We start from the raw sequence: 17704 nt of genomic DNA, 5'->3' as shown, positions 1-17704 counted from the left end.
TATAAAGCGGCTCCTTCAAGCGGATGCATGCAGGCCACTCAGCGCACGTTTTGCTTAAACCAAAAACTTAGAAACATACTCCATATAGAGATAAGGGGACTTAGCGTGAACAAGTCGGAACTGATTGATGCTATCGCTGCATCTGCTGATATCCCGAAAGCTGCTGCTGGCCGTGCGCTGGATGCTGTGATCGAATCCGTCACTGGCGCTCTGAAGGCTGGCGACTCTGTTGTATTGGTTGGCTTTGGTACGTTCTCCGTCACCGATCGTCCTGCTCGCGTAGGCCGCAACCCGCAAACAGGTAACACGCTGGAAATCCCGGCGGCCAAGAAGCCGGTGTTCAAGGCTGGCAAGGCGCTGAAAGAAGCCGTCAACTGAGCTTCCTGAAGCGTTGATGCGCGCGCGGGTCCGCGATTGTTCGCGGACCGCTTGCGAAGGGTTCGAGACCCTATGCTTCGCGATTTACGAGAAGGCGCATCCTCGGATGCGCCTTTCTTCTATCCGCTTTCTACCCACGCTCCGCGGTTGGTTCGTGAGTTCAACCGTTTTGGGGGACGCATGCTGCAAAACATCAGGGACAATTCACAAGGCTGGATTGCCAAGACCATCATCGGCATCATCGTTGCGCTGATGGCCCTTACGGGCATCGAAGCGTTGTTCACTTCCTCCAGCAGCAAGCAGAACGCTGCCGAAGTGAATGGCGAAGAGGTGACCCAGGCCGAACTGGGCCAGGCCGTTGATATGCAACGCCGCCAACTGACCCAGCAACTGGCTCAGCAGTTGGGTCGTGATTTCGATCCTGCGCTGCTTGACGAAAAACTGCTGCGCGAATCGGCCCTCAAGGGCCTGATCGACCGCAAACTGCTGCTGCAGGCAGCGGCAGACGACAAGTTCGCCTTTTCCGAGGCCGCAGTCGACCAGCAACTGTTGCTGACACCTGAATTCCAGGTCGACGGCAAGTTCAGTGCCGATCGCTTCGACCAGGTCATTCGTCAGCTCGGTTACAGCCGCTTGCAGTTCCGTCAGATGCTGACCCAGGAAATGCTGATTGCCCAGGCGCGCGCCGGCATCGCAGGCAGTGCCTTCGTCACCGACGCCCAGGTCGAGGCCTTTGCCCGGCTCGAAAAGCAGACCCGCGACTCTGCCATCCTGACCGTACCGGTCAATGCCGCAGCCGTTTCGGTCAGCGAGGATGAGGTCAAGGCGCACTACGACCAGCATGCCAAGGAGTTCATGAGCCCCGAGCAGGTGGTGCTGAACTACATCGAGCTGAAAAAATCGTCGTTCTTCGACAAGGTGCAGGTCAAGGACGAAGACCTGCAGGCGGCCTATCAGAAAGAAATTGCCAACCTGAGCGAGCAGCGTCGTGCCGCGCACATCCTGATCGAAGTGGGTGGCAAGGTCGACGACCAGCAGGCCAAGGCCAAGCTGGAGGAAGTGCAGCAGCGCCTGGCCAAGGGTGAAGATTTCGCCACCCTGGCCAAGGAGTTCTCGCAGGATCCGGGCTCGTCGAGCAAGGGTGGCGACCTGGGTTATGCCGGCAAGGGCGTCTATGACCCGGCCTTCGAAGAGGCGCTGTACGCCTTGAACAAGGACCAGGTCTCGCAGCCGGTGCGCAGTGACTACGGCTGGCACCTGATCAAGCTGCTGGGCGTCGAGGCGCCATCGGTGCCAAGCCTGGCCAGCCTGAAAGACAAGCTGACCGCTGATCTGAAATCCCAGCAGGTCGAACAGAAGTTCGTCGAGGCCACCAAGCAGTTGCAGGATTCGGCGTTTGAATCGTCCGATCTGGCGCAACCGGCCCAGGATCTGGGTCTGAAGGTTCAGACGACTGCACCGTTCGGTCGCGAGGGCGGTGAAGGCCTGACGGCCAACCGTGCCGTGATCCAGGCCGCATTCAGCCCTGAAGTGCTGGAAGAGGGGGCCAATAGCAGTGCGTTGGAGCTTGATCCGGACACCGTACTGGTCGTTCGCGCCAAGGAACACCTGCAGCCGCAACAGCTGCCGCTGGCTGACGTGAGCGCATCGATCCGTACCCAGTTGATCAAGGAAAAGGCCAGTGCTGCCGCCAAGGCCAAGGGTGAAGCCCTGCTGAGCGGTCTGCGCGACGGCAAGATTCCATTGGCCGAGCGTCAGGACGGTATCGAGTGGAAAGTCCTGGAAGCGGTTACCCGTGGTCAGGAAGGTGTCGATCCTGCGGTGCTGCAGACCCTGTTCCGCATGCCCAAGCCTGAAGGCCAGGACAAGCCCGAGTACGCCAGCCTGACCGCTGCCGATGGCAGCTACGTGATTGTGCGCCTCAAAGGCGTCAACCAGGCCGCGGCGCCGTCTGACGAAGAGAAGGCCCAGTACCGTCGCTTCCTGGCATCGCGTGCCGGCCAGCAGGATTTCGCGGCCTACCGCGCCGAGCTGGAAGAAAAGGCCAAGATCGAGAAGTACTGAAGGCAACGGTGAGCGGCCAGTTTCAAGCCTCAAGCTGCAAGCAGATCGTGTTGATTCAACAGGCCATTCAGGTCAATGCGATTCGCTTGCAGCGAGTAGCTTGCAGCTCAAAGCCCGCATAAAAAAGGCCGCCCCGAAGGGCGGCCTTTTTTATTGCAGAGCAAGCCGTCGCTTACTCTTCGATATTGCCCATCGCGGTGGTGTTGAAACCGCCGTCGACGTACATGATTTCACCGCTGATGCCCGACGCCAGGTCCGAGCACAGGAAGGCGGCGGCATTGCCGACTTCGTCGATGGTCACGTTGCGGCGCAACGGGGTCTGTGCCTCGTTGGCAGCCAGCATCTTGCGGAAGTTCTTGATGCCCGAGGCCGCCAGGGTGCGGATAGGGCCTGCCGATACCGCGTTGACGCGGGTGCCTTCGGCGCCCAGGCTGCCGGCCAGGTAACGTACGCCGGCTTCCAGGCTGGCCTTGGCCATGCCCATCACGTTGTAGTTGGGCATGGTGCGCTCGGCGCCCAGGTACGACAGGGTCAGCAGGCTGCCGTTACGGCCCTTCATCATTTCGCGGCCGGCCTTGGCCAGGGCGATGAAGCTGTAGGCGCTGATGTCGTGGGCAATGCGGAAGCCGTCACGGGTGGTGGCGTTGGTGAAGTCGCCATCGAGCTGGTCGCCCGGCGCGTAGCCGACCGAGTGGACGATGATGTCCAGGCCGTCCCATTTCTTGCCCAGGGCTTCGAAGACCTTGGCGATCTCTTCGTCGCTGGCGACGTCGCAAGGGAAGCACAGCTCGGGATTGGAGCCCCAGCCTGCGGCGAACTCTTCGACACGGCCTTTGAGCTTGTCGTTCTGGTAGGTGAAAGCAAGCTCTGCACCTTCACGATGCATGGCGGCAGCGATGCCGGATGCGATGGACAGTTTACTGGCGACACCGACGATCAGGACGCGCTTACCGGCGAGAAAACCCATGTGTTGTTCCTCTTCAGGTTAATCGACAGCCACTGGCGCCATGAAGGCGGCTTCCAGCAGCTGCTGTGTGTAAGGATGTTGCGGTGCGGCGAAAACAGCCTCGGCTGCACCTTGTTCGACCACTTTGCCTTGCTTGACCACCATTAACTGGTGGCTCAGCGCCTTGACGACAGCCAGGTCATGGCTGATGAACAGGTACGTCAGGTTGTACTTGAGTTGCAGCGAGCGTAGCAGCTCGACCACCTGGCGCTGCACGGTCCGGTCGAGCGCCGAGGTGGGCTCGTCCAGCAGAATCAGCGCCGGCTTGAGCACCAGGGCCCGGGCAATGGCGATACGCTGCCGTTGCCCACCGGAAAACTCGTGAGGGTAACGGTGGCGGGTTTGCGGGTCCAGCCCCACCTCCGTCAATGCCTCGATAATGGCCTGTTCCTGCTCGGCCACCGTACCCATGCCATGAATACGCAGGCCTTCACCGACGATTTCAGCCACCGACATGCGCGGGCTCAGGCTGCCGAACGGGTCCTGGAACACCACCTGCATCTGCCGGCGCAGCGGGCGAACCTGCTGCTGCGACAACCCTTGCAAGGGCTGGCCCTGGAACCGGATGGCGCCCTCGCTGGACAGCAGGCGCAAGATCGCCAGGCCCAGGGTGGACTTGCCCGATCCGCTTTCCCCGACAATGCCCAGTGTCTGGCCCTGCGGCAGGCTGAAGCTCACGCCGTCGACGGCCTTGACGTGATCGACGGTGCGCTTGAGCAGGCCCTTCTTGATCGGAAACCAGACCCGCAGGTCCTCGACCTCAATCAATGGCTTGCCAGGCACGGTGTCTACAGGCCCGCCGCTGGGTTCGGCATTGAGCAGCGTCTGGGTGTACGGATGCTGCGGAGCACGAAACAGTTCTTCGCACGATGCCTGTTCGACGATGGAACCGCGCTGCATGACACATACCCGATGGGCTATTTGCCGCACAACATTCAAATCATGGCTGATCAGCAGCAGCGCCATGCCCAGGCGGCCTTGCAGCTCCTTGAGCAATTCAAGGATTTTCAACTGCACTGTCACATCCAGCGCAGTCGTGGGTTCGTCGGCAATCAGCAGTTCAGGCTCGTTGGCCAGGGCCATGGCGATCATCACCCGCTGACGCTGGCCGCCTGACAGCTCGTGGGGCAGGGCCTTGAGGCGTTTGCGTGGCTCGGGGATGCCCACCAGCGCCAGCAGCTCCAGGGTGCGCTCAGTGGCCGCCTTGCCGGTCAGGCCCTTGTGCAGCGCCAGCACCTCGTTGATCTGTTTTTCCACCGAGTGCAGCGGGTTGAGCGAGGTCATCGGTTCCTGAAAGATCATGGCGATGCGGTTGCCGCGCAGGCGGCGCAAGTGCTTTTCGTCCAGCTTCAACAGGTCCTGGCCGGCATAGCGGATGCTGCCCGACGGGTGGCTGGCAATGGGGTAGGGCAGCAGGCGCAGGATCGAGTGCGCGGTCACTGACTTGCCCGAGCCGCTTTCGCCGACCAGCGCCAGGGTTTCGCCACGACGAATATCGAAGCTGATGCCCTCGACCGCCCGCTGGCGGGTGTCGCCCGTGACGAACTCGACCGCCAGATCGCGGATTTCGATCAGATTGTCCTGGGTCATGTCATTTCCTTGGGTCGAAGGCATCGCGGGCCGATTCACCGATGAATACCAGCAGGCTGAGCATCAGGGCCAGCACGGCAAAGGCGCTGATCCCCAGCCACGGGGCCTGCAGGTTGGCCTTGCCCTGGGCGACCAGTTCGCCCAGCGACGGCGAGCCGGCCGGCAGGCCGAAGCCGAGGAAGTCCAGCGCGGTCAGGGTGCCGATGGCGCCGGTGAGAATGAACGGCATGAAGGTCATGGTCGAGATCATCGCGTTGGGCAGGATGTGCCGGAACATGATCTCGCCATTGCGCATCCCCAGGGCCCTGGCGGCGCGCACGTATTCCAGGTTGCGCCCGCGCAGGAACTCGGCGCGCACCACATCCACCAGGCTCATCCACGAAAACAGCAGCATGATGCCCAGCAGCCACCAGAAGTTGGGTTGTACGAAGCTGGCCAGGATGATCAACAGGTACAGCACCGGCAAGCCCGACCAGATCTCCAGGAAGCGCTGGCCGACCAGGTCGACCCAGCCGCCATAGAACCCTTGCAGGGCGCCGGCAATCACGCCAATGACCGAACTGATCAGGGTCAGGGTCAGGGCGAACAGCACCGAGATGCGAAAGCCGTAGATGACCCGTGCCAGCACATCGCGGCCCTGATCGTCGGTGCCCAGCAGGTTCTCGCGCGATGGCGGGGCGGGAGCCGGGACCTTGAGGTCGTAGTTGATGCTCTGGTAGCTGAACGGAATCGGCGCCCACAGCGTCCAGCCGTCCTTGGCCGCCAGCAGGTCCTGGATATACGGGCTCTTGTAGTTGGCTTCCAGCGGGAATTCGCCGCCGAAGGTGGTTTCCGGGTAGCGCTCCAGCACCGGGAAGAACCATTGCCCGTCGTAGCGCACGGCCAGCGGCTTGTCGTTGGCGATCAGTTCGGCGCCCAGGCTGAGAATGAACAGCGCCATGAACAGCCACAACGACCACCAGCCACGCTTGTTGGCTTTGAAACGCTCGAAGCGGCGACGATTGAGAGGGGACAACGGCATATCAATGCTCCCTGCTTTCGAAGTCGATGCGCGGGTCGACCAGGGTGTAGGTCAGGTCGCCGATCAGTTTCACCACCAGCCCCAGCAGGGTGAAGATGAACAGAGTGCCGAACACCACCGGGTAGTCGCGGTTGATGGCCGACTCGAAGCTCATCAGGCCCAGGCCGTCGAGGGAGAAGATCACCTCCACCAGCAACGAGCCGGTAAAGAAGATGCCGATGAACGCCGACGGGAAGCCCGCGATCACCAGCAACATGGCGTTGCGAAACACATGGCCGTACAGGACGCGGTGGTTGCTCAGGCCCTTGGCCCTGGCGGTGACCACGTACTGCTTGCTGATCTCATCGAGAAAGCTGTTCTTGGTCAGCAGGGTCAGGGTCGCGAAGTTGCCGATCACCAGCGCCGTGATCGGCAGCACCAGGTGCCAGAAGTAATCAAGCACCTTGCCGGTGGTGCTCAGTTCGTCGAAGTTGTTCGAGGTCAGGCCACGCAGCGGAAACCAGTCCAGGTAGCTGCCGCCGGCGAACACCACGATCAGCAGGATGGCGAACAGGAACGCCGGAATGGCATAGCCGACGATGATCGCCGAACTGGTCCAGACGTCGAACTGGCTGCCGTGCCGGGTCGCCTTGGCGATGCCCAGCGGAATCGACACCAGGTACATGATCAGCGTGCTCCACAGCCCCAGCGAGATCGAGACCGGCATCTTCTCCATGATCAGGTCGGTGACCTTGGCATCGCGAAAGAAACTGGTGCCGAAATCCAGTTGGGCGTAATTCTTGATCATGATCCACAGGCGTTCCGGCGCCGGCTTGTCAAAGCCGTACATGCGCTGGATTTCCTCGACCAGGGCCGGGTCCAGGCCTTGTGCACCGCGGTAGTTGGAACCGGCCACCGCGACTTCCGAACCGCCACCGGCGATGCGGCTGGTAGCACCGTCGAAGCCTTCGAGCTTGGCGATCATCTGCTCGACCGGGCCACCGGGCGCGGCCTGGACGATGACGAAGTTGATGATCAGGATGCCCAGCAACGTGGGGATGATCAGCAACAGGCGCCGAAAAATATAAGCCAGCATGTCAGCGTTCCTCAGGCTTGGCATCGCCTTCGGGCGACGGGGGCGGTGCGGCCGGAGGGGCCGGCTTGACGTCCGGCCTGGCCCACCAGCTGCTCAGACCGATATCCGACAACGCCTTGGCCTTGGGGTGCGCCAAGTGGTCCCAATAAACGATCCGCCAGCTCTTGATGTGCCAGTTGGGCACCATGTAGAAGCCCCACAGCAGCGTACGGTCGAGGGCGCGGGTGTAGGCCACCAGGTTCTGGCGCGAGTCGGCGCGGATCAGGCCGTCGACCAGAGCGTCGATGGCCGGGTCCTTCAGGCCGATCAGGTTGCGGCTGCCGGAGCGGTCGGCGCTGGCTGAGTGGAAGAACTCGCGCTGCTCGTTACCCGGCGATGACGATTGCGGAAAGCTGCTGACGATCATGTCGAAATCGCGCGAGCGCAGGCGGTTGACGTATTCGGCCACGTCCACGCGGCGAATCACCAGTTCGATGCCCAGGTCGTTGAGGTTGCGCTTGTAAGGCAGCAGTACGCGCTCGAACTCAGGCTGCGCCATGAGGAACTCCAGCTTCATCGGCTGGCCTTGTGCATCGCTCATCCGATCATTCTGGATGCTCCAGCCGGCCTCCAGCAGCAGTTGGTAGGCACGGCGCAATTGCGGGCGGATCATGCCGCTGCCATCGGTGGCCGGCAGGCTGAACGGCTCGGTAAAAACCCGTGCCGGCACCTTGTCGCGCAGCGGTTCGAGCAGTTTGAGCTCGTCAGGTCCCGGCAGGCCGGTGGCGGCCATTTCCGAGTTGTCGAAATAGCTTTTGGTGCGGGTGTAGGAGCCGTTGAACAATTGCTTGTTGGTCCACTCGAAATCGAACAGCAAGGTCAGTGCTTCGCGCACTTTCGGGTCCTGGAACACCGGCTTGCGCAGGTTGAAGACAAAGCCCTGCATGCCCTGCGGGTTACCGTTGGGCAGTTCTTCCTTGATCAGGCGCCCTTCGCGCACGGCCGGAATGTCGTAGGCGGTGGCCCAGCTTTTGGCGGTGTTTTCCTGCCAGTAGTCGAATTGCCCGGCTTTCAGACCCTCCAGGGCCACGGTGTTGTCGCGGTAATAGTCATAGGTCATGACATCGAAGTTATACAGGCCGCGGTTGATCGGCAGATCCTTGCCCCAGTAGTCCTTGACCCGCTCGTAGCGCATCGAGCGCCCCGGCTTGACCTCGGCCACCTTGTACGGTCCGCTGCCCAGCGGCACCTCCAGGCTGCTCTTGGTGAAGTCGCGGGTGGCCCAGAAATGCTTGGGCAGCACCGGCAACTGGCCGAGGATCAACGGCAGCTCGCGGCTGTGGTTGTCCTTGAACTTGAACAACACCCGCAGCGGGTCTTCGACGATCACCTGATCGACCCCGGCATAGTAGGCGCGGAACATCGGCGCGCCGTCCTTGATCAGGGTATTGAAAGTGAATTCGACGTCTTCGGCGCGCACCGGGTGGCCGTCATGAAAGCGCGCTTCGGGACGCAGGTAGAAACGTACCCAGGTGTTGTCCGGGGCCTTTTCAATCTTGCTGGCGATCAGGCCGTATTCGGTCAGTGGCTCATCCAGGCTTGAACGCGCCAGGGTGTCGTAGATCAGGTCGAGGTCTTCGGCCGGCACGCCCTTGCTGATGAAGCTGTTGAGGCTGTCGAAGCCACCCCGGCCGGCCTGGCGAAAAGTGCCGCCCTTGGGGGCGTCGGGGTTCACGTAATCGAAGTGCTTGAAGTCGGCCGGGTACTTGGGCGCTTCGTCGTACAACGTCACGGCATGCTGGGGCGCAGCCAGGGCCGTGCAGGCCAGGGTGGCCAGCAACAGGCCGCCTGCCTGCGCGAGCAGCAAACGCATCGGGTTCATCGAGAGTTCTCCAGAGGCTTGAGCCACCATGCCCGCAGGCCCAGGGTGTAGGGCGGGGTTGTGACCCTGGCGAAGCGATCACGCCAGGCCAGACGATGGCTATTGAGGTACCAGTTGGGAATCATGTAGTGCCCGGCCAGCAGCACCCGGTCCAGGGCGCGGGCGGCCGCCACCTGGTCTTCACGGCTTTGCGCGGCCAGCAGCTGGTTGAGCAGGCCGTCGACCACCGGGCTGTTGATGCCGGCGTAATTCTTGCTGCCATTGACGGCGGCCTGGCTGGAATGAAAGTACTGCCACTGTTCCAGCCCCGGGCTCAGGGTCTGCGGCAGGGTCATGAGGATCATGTCGAACTCGAACCGGTCCAGGCGCTGCTTGTACTGGGCGCGGTCCACGGTGCGCAGCCCGGCCTCGATGCCGACGCGGCGCAAGTCTTGCACATAAGGTTGCAGGATGCGTTCAAGGTTGGGGTTGACCAGCAGAATCTCGAAACGCAACGGTTGCTGTTCGGCATTGACCAGGCGTTGCCCGGAAAACTGCCAGCCGGCTTCGTTCAGCAGGCTCAGGGCCTTGCGCAGGGTTTCCCGGGGCAGGCCGCCGCCGTCGGTGCGCGGCAGCTCGAAAGGCTGGGTAAACAGGCTGGCCGGCAAGCGCTCACGATACGGCGCCAGCATCAGCCATTCCCGCCCGCTCGGCACACCCGTGGCGGCAAATTCGCTGTTGGGGTAATAGCTGGCCGAGCGCTGGTAGGCGTCGCTGAACAGCGCCCGGTTGGTCCATTCGAAATTGAACAGCAGGCCCAGCGCTTCACGCACCCGGTCGTCGCTGAAAGTCGCGCGACGGGTATTGAAGAACAGCCCCTGGGTCTGGGTCGGAATCCGGTGCGGGATCGCCGCCTTGATTACCTGGCCGTCTTTTACAGCGGAAAAATTGTAGCCATTGGCCCAGTTCTTGGCCTGGTGCTCGATATAAATATCGAATTCACCGGCCTTGAAGGCTTCGAAGGCCACCTCGCTGTCGCGATAGAACTCGACCTCGACCCGGTCGAAATTGTATTTGCCGCGATTGACCGGCAGGTCCTTGCCCCAATAGTCCTTGACCCGCTCGAACACCAGTTGACGGCCCGGCTGCACCTGCGTGATGCGATACGGCCCGCTGCCCAGGGGCGGCTCGAAGGTGGTGAGGCGAAAGTCACGGTCTTTCCAGTAGTGTTGCGGCAGGACCGGCATCTCGCCAAGGCGCATGATCAGCAGCGGATTGCCGACACGCTTGAGCACGAAGCGAATGCGATGGCGATTGAGAATGTCGACCCGCTGCACTTCCTGCAATGCCGTGCGGTATTGCGGGTGGCCATCCTTGAGCAATGTGCGCCAGGAGAACGCCACGTCATAGGCGGTGATCGGGTGACCATCGTGAAAGCGTGCTTCGGGGCGCAGGTTGTAGACCACCCAGCTGCGGTCCTCGCTGTATTCGACACTGCGCGCAATCAAGCCATAGCTGGAGGTGGCCTCGTCGCCTGACGGATCGTACGGGCCGGTACCGACCATCAACGGTTCGTTGAGCTCGTTGACACCGTACTGCAGGAAATTGCCGGTCGCGACCGGGCTGCTGCCCTTGAGGGTATAGGGATTGAGGGTGTCGAAAGTGCCGAATGCCATCATCCGCAAGGTGCCGGCTTTCGGCGCCTCGGGGTTGACCCAATCGAAATGGGTGAAACTGGCCGGGTACTTGAGGACGCCAAACTGGGCGTAGCCATGGCTTTCGCTGATGGCGGCGCTGGCGTTCGAGCTCAAGCCCAGGCTGATGGCTAACAGGATGGGACGTATCACGATCCATACGGCTTGGGCTTTCAGGGCGCTAACAGTAACAGCTTGTCGGGGCCTGCAAAAGACCGCGCGCGCCCCGCAGGCTTTGGCGGGGAGGGCGCGCGGGTCGCTCAATGCGGCAGGTAGACGGTCAGGGTCTGGCCGGGTTTGAGGGCCTGGCCCGAGCGTGGGTTCCAGCGCTTGAGGTGCTTCATCTCGACATTGAAGCGCTTGGCCACCAGGTACATCGAGTCGCCTTTCTTGATCTTGTACTGCACCGGCTTGCCTTCCTTGTCCACCGCCGTGCTGGCCACGGCGGTGGCCTTGGTGCTGCTGCGGGCCGGGGCGGCCTTGGCGGTGTCCTGGATTACCAGGGACTGGCCGATCTTCAGGCGATGGCCTGAGAGCTTGTTCCAGCGCTGCAGGTCTTCGACATCGACCTTGTTGGTGCGGGCGATGGTGGTCAGGTTGTCGCCGTTCCTGACCCGGTAGGTGCGCGAGCGCCCCGGCTTGTCTTCGCTGGCCACCACGTCGAAGGCGGGTTGGGCGATGCCGCCCGGTTGCCCGGGAATGTTCAGCGACTGGCCGATCTTGAGGGCATTGCCTGCCAGGCGGTTACTGCTCTTGAGCGAGCTGACCGACACCTGGTAACGCTTGGCCAGGCTGTCGAGGGTGTCGCCACGACGAACCCGGTAGTGCTGCCACTCCATCAGCTCGGCCGGTTTCAGGTTCGGCAGGTTGGCGGTGACCAGTTGCGCCTTGGCGGTCGGCACCAGCAAGTGCTGCGGACCGTCGACGGTCATGCGCTTCTTGAAGGCCGGGTTGAGCTGGATCAGCTCGTCTTCATCGATATTGGCCAGGCTGGCGACGCGCGACAGGTCGACGCGCTTGTTCACTTCGACCACTTCGAAATACGGCTCGTTGGCGATCGGGTTGAGGTTCACGCCGTACGCGGCCGGGGTCAGCACCACCTGCGACAGGGCCAGCAGCTTGGGCACGTAGTCGCGGGTTTCCTGAGGCAGCGGCAGGTTCCAGTAGTCGGTGGGCAGGCCAAGTTTTTCGTTGCGCTCGATGGCCCGGCTGACCGTGCCTTCGCCGGCGTTGTAGGCCGCCAGGGCGAGCATCCAGTCGCCGTTGAACATGTCGTGCAGGCGGCTCAGGTAGTCGAGCGCGGCGTTGGTCGAGGCCTGGATGTCGCGACGCCCGTCATAGAAACTGGTCTGGCGCAGGTTGAAATAACGCCCCGTGGACGGAATGAACTGCCACAGGCCGACTGCCTGGCTGCGGGAAATGGCCATCGGGTTGTAGGCGCTTTCGATCACCGGCAGCAGGGCCAGCTCCAGCGGCATGTTGCGCTCTTCGAGGCGCTCGACGATGTAGTGCATGTACAGGCTGCCGCGCTCGCCTGCGTTTTCCAGGAACGAAGGGTTGTTGGCGAACCATAGGCGTTGCTGGTCGATGCGCGGGTTCATCTCGTTGCTTTGCTGCAACTGGTAGCCCAGGCGGATACGCTCCCACACGTCCTGCGGCGCGGCCTGCGGCGAAGGCGTGGGGGTGAAGATCGGCTTCTGCTTGATGCCTGCCGCCAGGTTGGGCTGGCTGCGCCAGGTCGAGGTCGTTTGGGTGTCGGGCTCGACGTGACCGGTGGTCTGACAGCCTGCCAACAGCGCGCTTGCCGTCACTGCGATGGCTTGAGCCAGGCGCGTCAATGTGTCGGAACTCGCGGGTTTTCCAGTAGATGACGACATTGTCCGGGGTGTATCCAGGCAAAAATGTCGGGCGATTCTAGAAAGCGCGCTGCCACTGGTCAACCTTTAGGGAACTTTGAGCGGCCAGGCGGTCACCTCAGAACTCGTTTTTCCAGGCCCGCAGGCTGGCGAAAACCGCACAGGGCGACGTATTGTCCTTGCCGCTCCACTCGTCAGCTTTTTCTTTAACGGATGTTACATGGACCCTGAGAAACGGATTGGTCAGGTGTTCCAGTGCCAGACTTGTGGGCAGGCTGATGCGGTTTTCGCGGCGCAGTTGGGTGACCTGCTCGAAGCGCTCGGCCACGTCAGGGTTGTCCGGCTCCACGGCCCTGGCAAAGCGCAGGTTGCTCAAGGTGTATTCATGGGCGCAGTACACGGCCGTGTTGTCGGGCAGGGCGCCCAGGCGCGTGAGGGCCTGGTACATCTGCTCGGGCGTGCCCTCGAACAGGCGCCCGCAGCCGGCGGCAAACAGGGTGTCGCCGCTGAACAGCAAGGGCTGGTGCGGGTCGCTGTGGTAGAAGGCGATATGACCTGCTGTATGCCCGGGCACCAGCAGTACATCGAAGCTCAGGCCCAGTGTGCTGATCTGGTCATTGTCGGCCAGCGCCACATCACGGGCCGGAATGGTTTCACCGGCCGGCCCCGACACGCGTGCGCCAGTGGCCTGCTTGATGGCAACCACGCCACCCACATGGTCGTTGTGGTGGTGGGTGATCAGGATGTCGGTCAGTTGCCAGCCCGGATTGTGCGCCAGCCAGTCGAGCACCGGTGTGGCGTCACCCGGGTCAACCACCGCGCAGTGGCGGGTTGTCGGGTCTTGTAACAACCAGATGTAATTGTCACTGAAAGCGTGCAAGGCGTGGATCTGTATCATGGCGCAGTTCGCTTGGCGAGAAACAATAGTGCATCTTAGGCACTGTACGCATACACGTCGAGCCGCCAGCTCCCGGAGGAAACACAACGATGACCGATCAAGCGTTTGCCCAGGCCGACCCGCAATGGCTGGCATTGACCCAGGCGGCCCGTGAATGGTTGTCCGGTCCCCTGGGGCACATGCTGGTCGAAGAAGAGCGCCGTGTCGTCGAAGAGGAACTGGCGCGTTTCTTCGGTGGTTACCTGGTGCACTACGGGCCCAATGCCCAGAACCCGCCGCTGGCGCCGCAGGTGCAGCGCACCGTGCGCCTGGGGGCGCCGTTGCCCGGCATGGAGATTGTCTGTGAAGAACAGGCCTGGCCCCTGAGCGAGCATGCCGCTGACATCGTCGTGCTGCAGCATGGCCTGGATTTCTGCCTTTCACCCCATGGCCTGTTGCGTGAGGCGGCCAGCAGCGTGCGCCCCGGCGGGCACCTGGTGATCATCGGCATCAACCCCTGGAGCACCTGGGGACTGCGCCGCCTGTTCAGCCGCGGCGCCCTGCGCAAGGCGCGCTGCATTTCACCTTCGCGGGTGGCCGACTGGCTCAACCTGTTGGGTTTTGCGCTGGAGAAGCGCCGCTTCGGGTGCTATCGTCCGCCGTTTGCATCGGCCAACTGGCAGGCGCGCCTGCACGGGCTGGAAGCCTGGGGCCACAACAACCAGGCACCGGGCGGCGGATTCTATCTGCTGGTGGCGCGCAAGCTGGTCGTGGGCCTGCGCCCGCTGCGTCAGGCGCGACGCGAGCCTGTGAGCAAGCTGATCCCGATGCCGCTGGCCAAGGTCAGCCGCGACGGTTGCGAGCCCTGAGGCTGGCCCGCCCAGGCCCTGTATTTGAAGTATTAGCTGGGAAAACATTGATGAACGAATCGGTTGAACTGTTTACCGACGGTGCCTGCAAGGGCAATCCCGGCCCGGGTGGCTGGGGCGCGTTGCTGGTCTGCAAGGGCCAGGAAAAGGAACTCTGGGGTGGCGAAGCCAACACCACCAATAACCGCATGGAGCTGACCGGGGCCATCCGTGGTCTGGAAGCGCTGAAGCGTTCCTGCGAAGTGACGCTGGTCACCGACTCGCAGTACGTCATGAAGGGCATCACCGAGTGGATGACCAACTGGAAAAAACGCGGCTGGAAAACCGCCGCCAAAGAGCCGGTCAAGAATGCCGACCTCTGGCAGCAGCTTGACGAGCAGGTCAATCGGCACCAGGTCAAATGGCAATGGGTACGCGGGCACATCGGCCATCCGGGCAACGAACGCGCCGACCAGCTGGCCAACCGTGGCGTCGACGAAGTGCGCGCCAAGGCCTGAATGCACATGGGTGGGGCATCGCCTGGCTCTGGGCGGCAACCGTCACATCCGCTGAGTCTGTCCCATCGCCATCGCCGGCAAGCCACCTCCCACGGTCAGGTGCCAGGCACGAGACCCTGGGCGACATCAATCCTGTGGGAGGCGGCTTGCTGCGGGCGGCGATCCGGCGATGAGGCCGGCAAGGCCGATATATCTGCTGCGTCTGTTCCATAGCCATCGCCAGCAGAGCTGCCTCCCACGGTCATGTGCCAGGCACGAGCCCTTGGGCGACATCATCCTGTGGGAGGCGGCGATCCGACGATGAGGCCAGCAAGGACGATATATCTGCTGCGTCTGTTCCATAGCCATCGCCAGCAGGGCTGCCTCCCACAAGTTGCGCTGCATTGACGGGCCTCTGGAGGCCATACATGAACGGCTGAAGCCGCTTGCCACTTGGCCCACCCCACGCACTGCTTCGTAACCCCATGTTAAGATCGCCGCCTGCACAAGAGGCAACGAACCATGACATTGCAAAATACCGATAACCGTTCGATCGTGCTCGACACCGAAACCACCGGTATGCCGGTGACCGATGGCCACCGCATCATCGAGATCGGTTGCGTCGAGCTGATCGGTCGTCGCCTGACCGGCCGGCACTTCCACGTCTACCTGCAGCCGGATCGCGAGAGTGACGAAGGCGCTATCGGCGTGCACGGTATCACCAACGAATTCCTGGTCGGCAAGCCGCGTTTTGCCGAGGTCGCCGACGAGTTCTACGAATTCATTCGTGGCGCGCAACTGATCATTCATAACGCGGCGTTCGACGTCGGCTTCATCAACAACGAGTTCGCCCTGATCGGCCAGGCCGACAAGACCGACATCACCCAGTACTGCACGGTCCTCGATACCTTGCAGATGGCCCGTGAGCGTCATCCTGGCCAGCGCAACAGCCTCGACGCCCTGTGCAAGCGCTATGGCGTCGACAACTCCGGCCGTGAGCTGCACGGCGCCTTGCTCGACTCGGAGATTCTCGCCGACGTCTACCTGGCCATGACCGGTGGCCAGACCACCTTGTTACTGGCCGGGCAGGGCACCGAGAGTGGTGATGGCGACTCCAGCCGACCCAGTGAAATCCGGCGTTTGCCGGCCAGCCGCCCAGCCTCGCGGGTCATTCGCGCCAGTGAGAGCGAGCTGGCCGAACACGAGGCGCGTCTGGCCATCATCGCCAAGGCGGCCGGGGCGCCGGCATTATGGGTGCAGATGCAGGAGGCCGGGCAGTCGGCAGTCTCCTGAACGACATCTGCGCCATGCCCAATCTGGACATCCGTCTGGCGGACGAGACGTTCGAGGATTACCTGCTCAACGGCCAGTTCGCCTTCATGGTGCACGGCTATGCCGATGCCAGGGTCGGTGAACCGGTAGCCGCCTGGGCCCTGGAAACAGTCGAGCCCTTCGAGAAGGACTACGGCCTCGACTGCCCGCAATTGTGTGACCGGCGCCAGTCCACCCAGGCCACGGTGCTGGTCGCCTGGCTGGGCGAACACGCCGTGGGACACATTGTGCTGCGCGCGCACTGGAACGGTTTTGGCTATATCGACGAGTTGGCCGTGGACCGGCCGGCGCGGCGCCTGGGGGTGGCGCGCTCGTTGCTGGAAAGGGCGCGGCAGTGGAGCCAGGCGCGCGAGTTGGCAGGGGTGGTGCTGGAAACCCAGAACAACAACCTGGCCGCGTGTCGGTTGTACGAGGCCTTCGGCTTTGTGGTCGGCAGCGTCGATCACCTGTGTTATCGCGGCATCGACCCGCAGACGCGTGAGACAGGCATTTTCTGGTACCTGATCTTCACGTCCGACTGAGTCACGGCAGCGACTCAGCGCGCCGTTGGCTATCAGCGGATACGGGTCAGCTTGACACCATTCTGCACCAGCTCGAACTCGTCACCCCCCAGGTGATTGATGCGGTCACCGATCGCCAGGCGGTAGGTGGTCACTACATGCGCGCCACCTTCGGCATCGCTGCGTGCCTCCTGGAATTCATGCATCGGGTAGACGCGCCCTTCGGCATCTCTTGCCTGAAACTGTCCGACCATAACTGCAGCCATTTGCCTTGAACCTCTGTAAGAACCGCGAACATTGCGTGTGAATCGCGCCTGTAGACCACTAAAAGGTCTTTGAGTTCGACAGCCGCGCTGTCCTTTTCGTGACTGAAAAGAAAAGCACAGGCTTCATACAACTCAACCAGCGTTTCATCTATAACTCATAGTCTTCACCCCCCTTCGCAGCAGGAGTTTCCATGAGTCAGGTGCATTCTATTGCCGTTCTGGTCGGCAGCCTCAGAAAAGATTCGATCAACCGCAAAATCGCCTTGGCCCTGGCCGAGCTTGCCCCCGCAAGCCTGAAGCTGAACATTGTCGAAATCGGCGACTTGCCGCTGTACAACGAAGACATCGACGGTGAAAACCCGCCGGCCGCCTACAGCACCTTTCGCGAGCAACTGGCGAGCGCTGATGGCGTGCTGTTCGTCACCCCCGAATACAACCGTTCGGTGCCCGGTGCCTTGAAAAACGCCATCGACGTTGGCTCGCGCCCCTATGGCAAGAGCGCTTTCAGCGGCAAGCCAGGCGCGGTCGTCAGTGCCTCGCCGGGTGCCATCGGCGGCTTTGGCGCCAACCACCACTTGCGCCAGTCGCTGGTGTTTCTCGATGTCGCCTGCCTGCAACAGCCTGAAGCCTACCTGGGCAATATCGGCGCCAGCTTCAATGAAGACGGCACACTGAACGAACGCACCCAGGGTTTTCTCAAGACCTTTATCGACACCTTCGCCGCCTGGGTAGAAAAAAACCGCAAGTTCTAAAGACAGCCATATGTACGGCAGCCTTGCGTCACACTCTGGTTAGGCTCCTTTTTCATTTTTCGGCCATCCACACGCTGCGTGCGTGTGCGGTGGCCTTTTGTGCAAAAG

Annotated in this window: 16 protein-coding genes; 7 read left to right on the top strand and 9 right to left on the bottom strand. The window is 62.2% G+C overall.

Annotated features, from left to right (window positions below):
* The first annotated feature begins 105 nt into the window (after positions 1-105).
* Positions 106-378 (top strand): HU family DNA-binding protein, encoded by a 273-nt coding sequence (locus ASF84_RS18925; protein ID WP_056840806.1) that lies wholly within the window; start codon positions 106-108, stop codon positions 376-378.
* Positions 379-558: 180 nt separating this feature from the next.
* On the top strand, positions 559-2442 hold the full coding sequence (locus ASF84_RS18920; protein ID WP_056840384.1) for a SurA N-terminal domain-containing protein: 1884 nt from the start codon (positions 559-561) through the stop codon (positions 2440-2442).
* A 172-nt stretch (positions 2443-2614) separates the two neighbouring features.
* Here ASF84_RS18920 and fabI read toward each other — a convergent pair whose 3' ends face one another.
* The 8 genes from fabI to gloB all read right to left on the bottom strand — a co-directional run bounded on the left by fabI (position 2615) and on the right by gloB (position 13422).
* Positions 2615-3409 (bottom strand): enoyl-ACP reductase FabI, encoded by a 795-nt coding sequence (gene fabI, locus ASF84_RS18915; protein WP_056840383.1) that lies wholly within the window; start codon positions 3407-3409, stop codon positions 2615-2617.
* 18 nt (positions 3410-3427) lie between these two features.
* A complete protein-coding gene (locus ASF84_RS18910; RefSeq protein WP_056840382.1) occupies positions 3428-5038 on the bottom strand; it encodes an ABC transporter ATP-binding protein in 1611 nt (536 codons plus the stop codon).
* A 1-nt stretch (position 5039) separates the two neighbouring features.
* Complete coding sequence (locus tag ASF84_RS18905) at positions 5040-6059, bottom strand: ABC transporter permease (RefSeq protein WP_056840381.1); 1020 nt, start codon at positions 6057-6059, stop codon at positions 5040-5042.
* 1 nt (position 6060) lies between these two features.
* On the bottom strand, positions 6061-7134 hold the full coding sequence (locus ASF84_RS18900; protein ID WP_056840380.1) for a microcin C ABC transporter permease YejB: 1074 nt from the start codon (positions 7132-7134) through the stop codon (positions 6061-6063).
* Between the two features lies 1 nt (position 7135).
* A complete protein-coding gene (locus ASF84_RS18895) occupies positions 7136-8995 on the bottom strand; it encodes an extracellular solute-binding protein (protein WP_056840379.1) in 1860 nt (619 codons plus the stop codon).
* The gene (locus ASF84_RS18890; RefSeq protein WP_056840378.1) at positions 8992-10821 is read right to left on the bottom strand and encodes an extracellular solute-binding protein; all 1830 of its coding nucleotides are present in this window, start codon (positions 10819-10821) and stop codon (positions 8992-8994) included. Before ASF84_RS18890 ends, ASF84_RS18895 begins: the two co-directional genes overlap by 4 nt.
* A 107-nt stretch (positions 10822-10928) precedes the next feature.
* Entirely contained in the window at positions 10929-12545 is a 1617-nt protein-coding gene (locus ASF84_RS18885; RefSeq protein ID WP_056840377.1) for a lytic transglycosylase domain-containing protein, read from the bottom strand.
* A gap of 97 nt (positions 12546-12642) precedes the next feature.
* The gene (gloB, locus tag ASF84_RS18880; RefSeq protein ID WP_056840376.1) at positions 12643-13422 is read right to left on the bottom strand and encodes a hydroxyacylglutathione hydrolase; all 780 of its coding nucleotides are present in this window, start codon (positions 13420-13422) and stop codon (positions 12643-12645) included.
* An 89-nt stretch (positions 13423-13511) separates the two neighbouring features.
* Between gloB and ASF84_RS18875 the strand changes: the two genes are divergently transcribed.
* The 4 genes from ASF84_RS18875 to ASF84_RS18860 all read left to right on the top strand — a co-directional run bounded on the left by ASF84_RS18875 (position 13512) and on the right by ASF84_RS18860 (position 16599).
* Positions 13512-14270 (top strand): class I SAM-dependent methyltransferase, encoded by a 759-nt coding sequence (locus ASF84_RS18875; RefSeq protein WP_056840375.1) that lies wholly within the window; start codon positions 13512-13514, stop codon positions 14268-14270.
* Between the two features lie 50 nt (positions 14271-14320).
* A complete protein-coding gene (gene rnhA, locus ASF84_RS18870) occupies positions 14321-14767 on the top strand; it encodes a ribonuclease HI (protein WP_056840374.1) in 447 nt (148 codons plus the stop codon).
* Between the two features lie 501 nt (positions 14768-15268).
* Positions 15269-16039, top strand: a complete 771-nt coding sequence (gene dnaQ / locus ASF84_RS18865; protein ID WP_056840373.1) for a DNA polymerase III subunit epsilon — start codon at positions 15269-15271, stop codon at positions 16037-16039.
* A 14-nt stretch (positions 16040-16053) separates the two neighbouring features.
* Positions 16054-16599, top strand: coding sequence for a GNAT family N-acetyltransferase (locus ASF84_RS18860; protein ID WP_236709455.1), 546 nt, complete (start codon positions 16054-16056; stop codon positions 16597-16599).
* A 32-nt stretch (positions 16600-16631) separates the two neighbouring features.
* On the opposite strand, the gene ASF84_RS18855 is transcribed toward ASF84_RS18860, so the two are convergent.
* A complete protein-coding gene (locus tag ASF84_RS18855) occupies positions 16632-16844 on the bottom strand; it encodes a hypothetical protein (protein ID WP_056840371.1) in 213 nt (70 codons plus the stop codon).
* Between the two features lie 191 nt (positions 16845-17035).
* Here ASF84_RS18855 and ASF84_RS18850 point away from each other — a divergent pair, with 191 nt between their 5' ends.
* The gene (locus ASF84_RS18850; RefSeq protein ID WP_056840370.1) at positions 17036-17596 is read left to right on the top strand and encodes an NADPH-dependent FMN reductase; all 561 of its coding nucleotides are present in this window, start codon (positions 17036-17038) and stop codon (positions 17594-17596) included.
* The last annotated feature ends 108 nt before the right edge of the window (positions 17597-17704 follow it).

The sequence above is a fragment of the Pseudomonas sp. Leaf127 genome (genome assembly GCF_001423155.1).
In the GTDB taxonomy this organism is placed as follows: domain Bacteria; phylum Pseudomonadota; class Gammaproteobacteria; order Pseudomonadales; family Pseudomonadaceae; genus Aquipseudomonas; species Aquipseudomonas ovata.
This window is presented reverse-complemented; position numbering and strand designations above follow the sequence as displayed.

What these genes read in the sequence shown, in the direction of transcription:
- gloB (WP_056840376.1), bottom strand. Translation starts at nt 13,422, where the DNA reads ATGATACAGATCCACGCCTTGCACGCTTTCAGTGACAATTACATCTGG.
- ASF84_RS18885 (WP_056840377.1), bottom strand. Translation starts at nt 12,545, where the DNA reads ATGTCGTCATCTACTGGAAAACCCGCGAGTTCCGACACATTGACGCGC.
- ASF84_RS18905 (WP_056840381.1), bottom strand. Translation starts at nt 6,059, where the DNA reads ATGCCGTTGTCCCCTCTCAATCGTCGCCGCTTCGAGCGTTTCAAAGCC.
- ASF84_RS18875 (WP_056840375.1), top strand. Translation starts at nt 13,512, where the DNA reads ATGACCGATCAAGCGTTTGCCCAGGCCGACCCGCAATGGCTGGCATTG.
- ASF84_RS18920 (WP_056840384.1), top strand. Translation starts at nt 559, where the DNA reads ATGCTGCAAAACATCAGGGACAATTCACAAGGCTGGATTGCCAAGACC.
- dnaQ (WP_056840373.1), top strand. Translation starts at nt 15,269, where the DNA reads ATGACATTGCAAAATACCGATAACCGTTCGATCGTGCTCGACACCGAA.
- ASF84_RS18895 (WP_056840379.1), bottom strand. Translation starts at nt 8,995, where the DNA reads ATGAACCCGATGCGTTTGCTGCTCGCGCAGGCAGGCGGCCTGTTGCTG.
- ASF84_RS18910 (WP_056840382.1), bottom strand. Translation starts at nt 5,038, where the DNA reads ATGACCCAGGACAATCTGATCGAAATCCGCGATCTGGCGGTCGAGTTC.
- rnhA (WP_056840374.1), top strand. Translation starts at nt 14,321, where the DNA reads ATGAACGAATCGGTTGAACTGTTTACCGACGGTGCCTGCAAGGGCAAT.
- ASF84_RS18860 (WP_236709455.1), top strand. Translation starts at nt 16,054, where the DNA reads ATGCCCAATCTGGACATCCGTCTGGCGGACGAGACGTTCGAGGATTAC.
- ASF84_RS18900 (WP_056840380.1), bottom strand. Translation starts at nt 7,134, where the DNA reads ATGCTGGCTTATATTTTTCGGCGCCTGTTGCTGATCATCCCCACGTTG.
- ASF84_RS18850 (WP_056840370.1), top strand. Translation starts at nt 17,036, where the DNA reads ATGAGTCAGGTGCATTCTATTGCCGTTCTGGTCGGCAGCCTCAGAAAA.
- fabI (WP_056840383.1), bottom strand. Translation starts at nt 3,409, where the DNA reads ATGGGTTTTCTCGCCGGTAAGCGCGTCCTGATCGTCGGTGTCGCCAGT.
- ASF84_RS18855 (WP_056840371.1), bottom strand. Translation starts at nt 16,844, where the DNA reads ATGGCTGCAGTTATGGTCGGACAGTTTCAGGCAAGAGATGCCGAAGGG.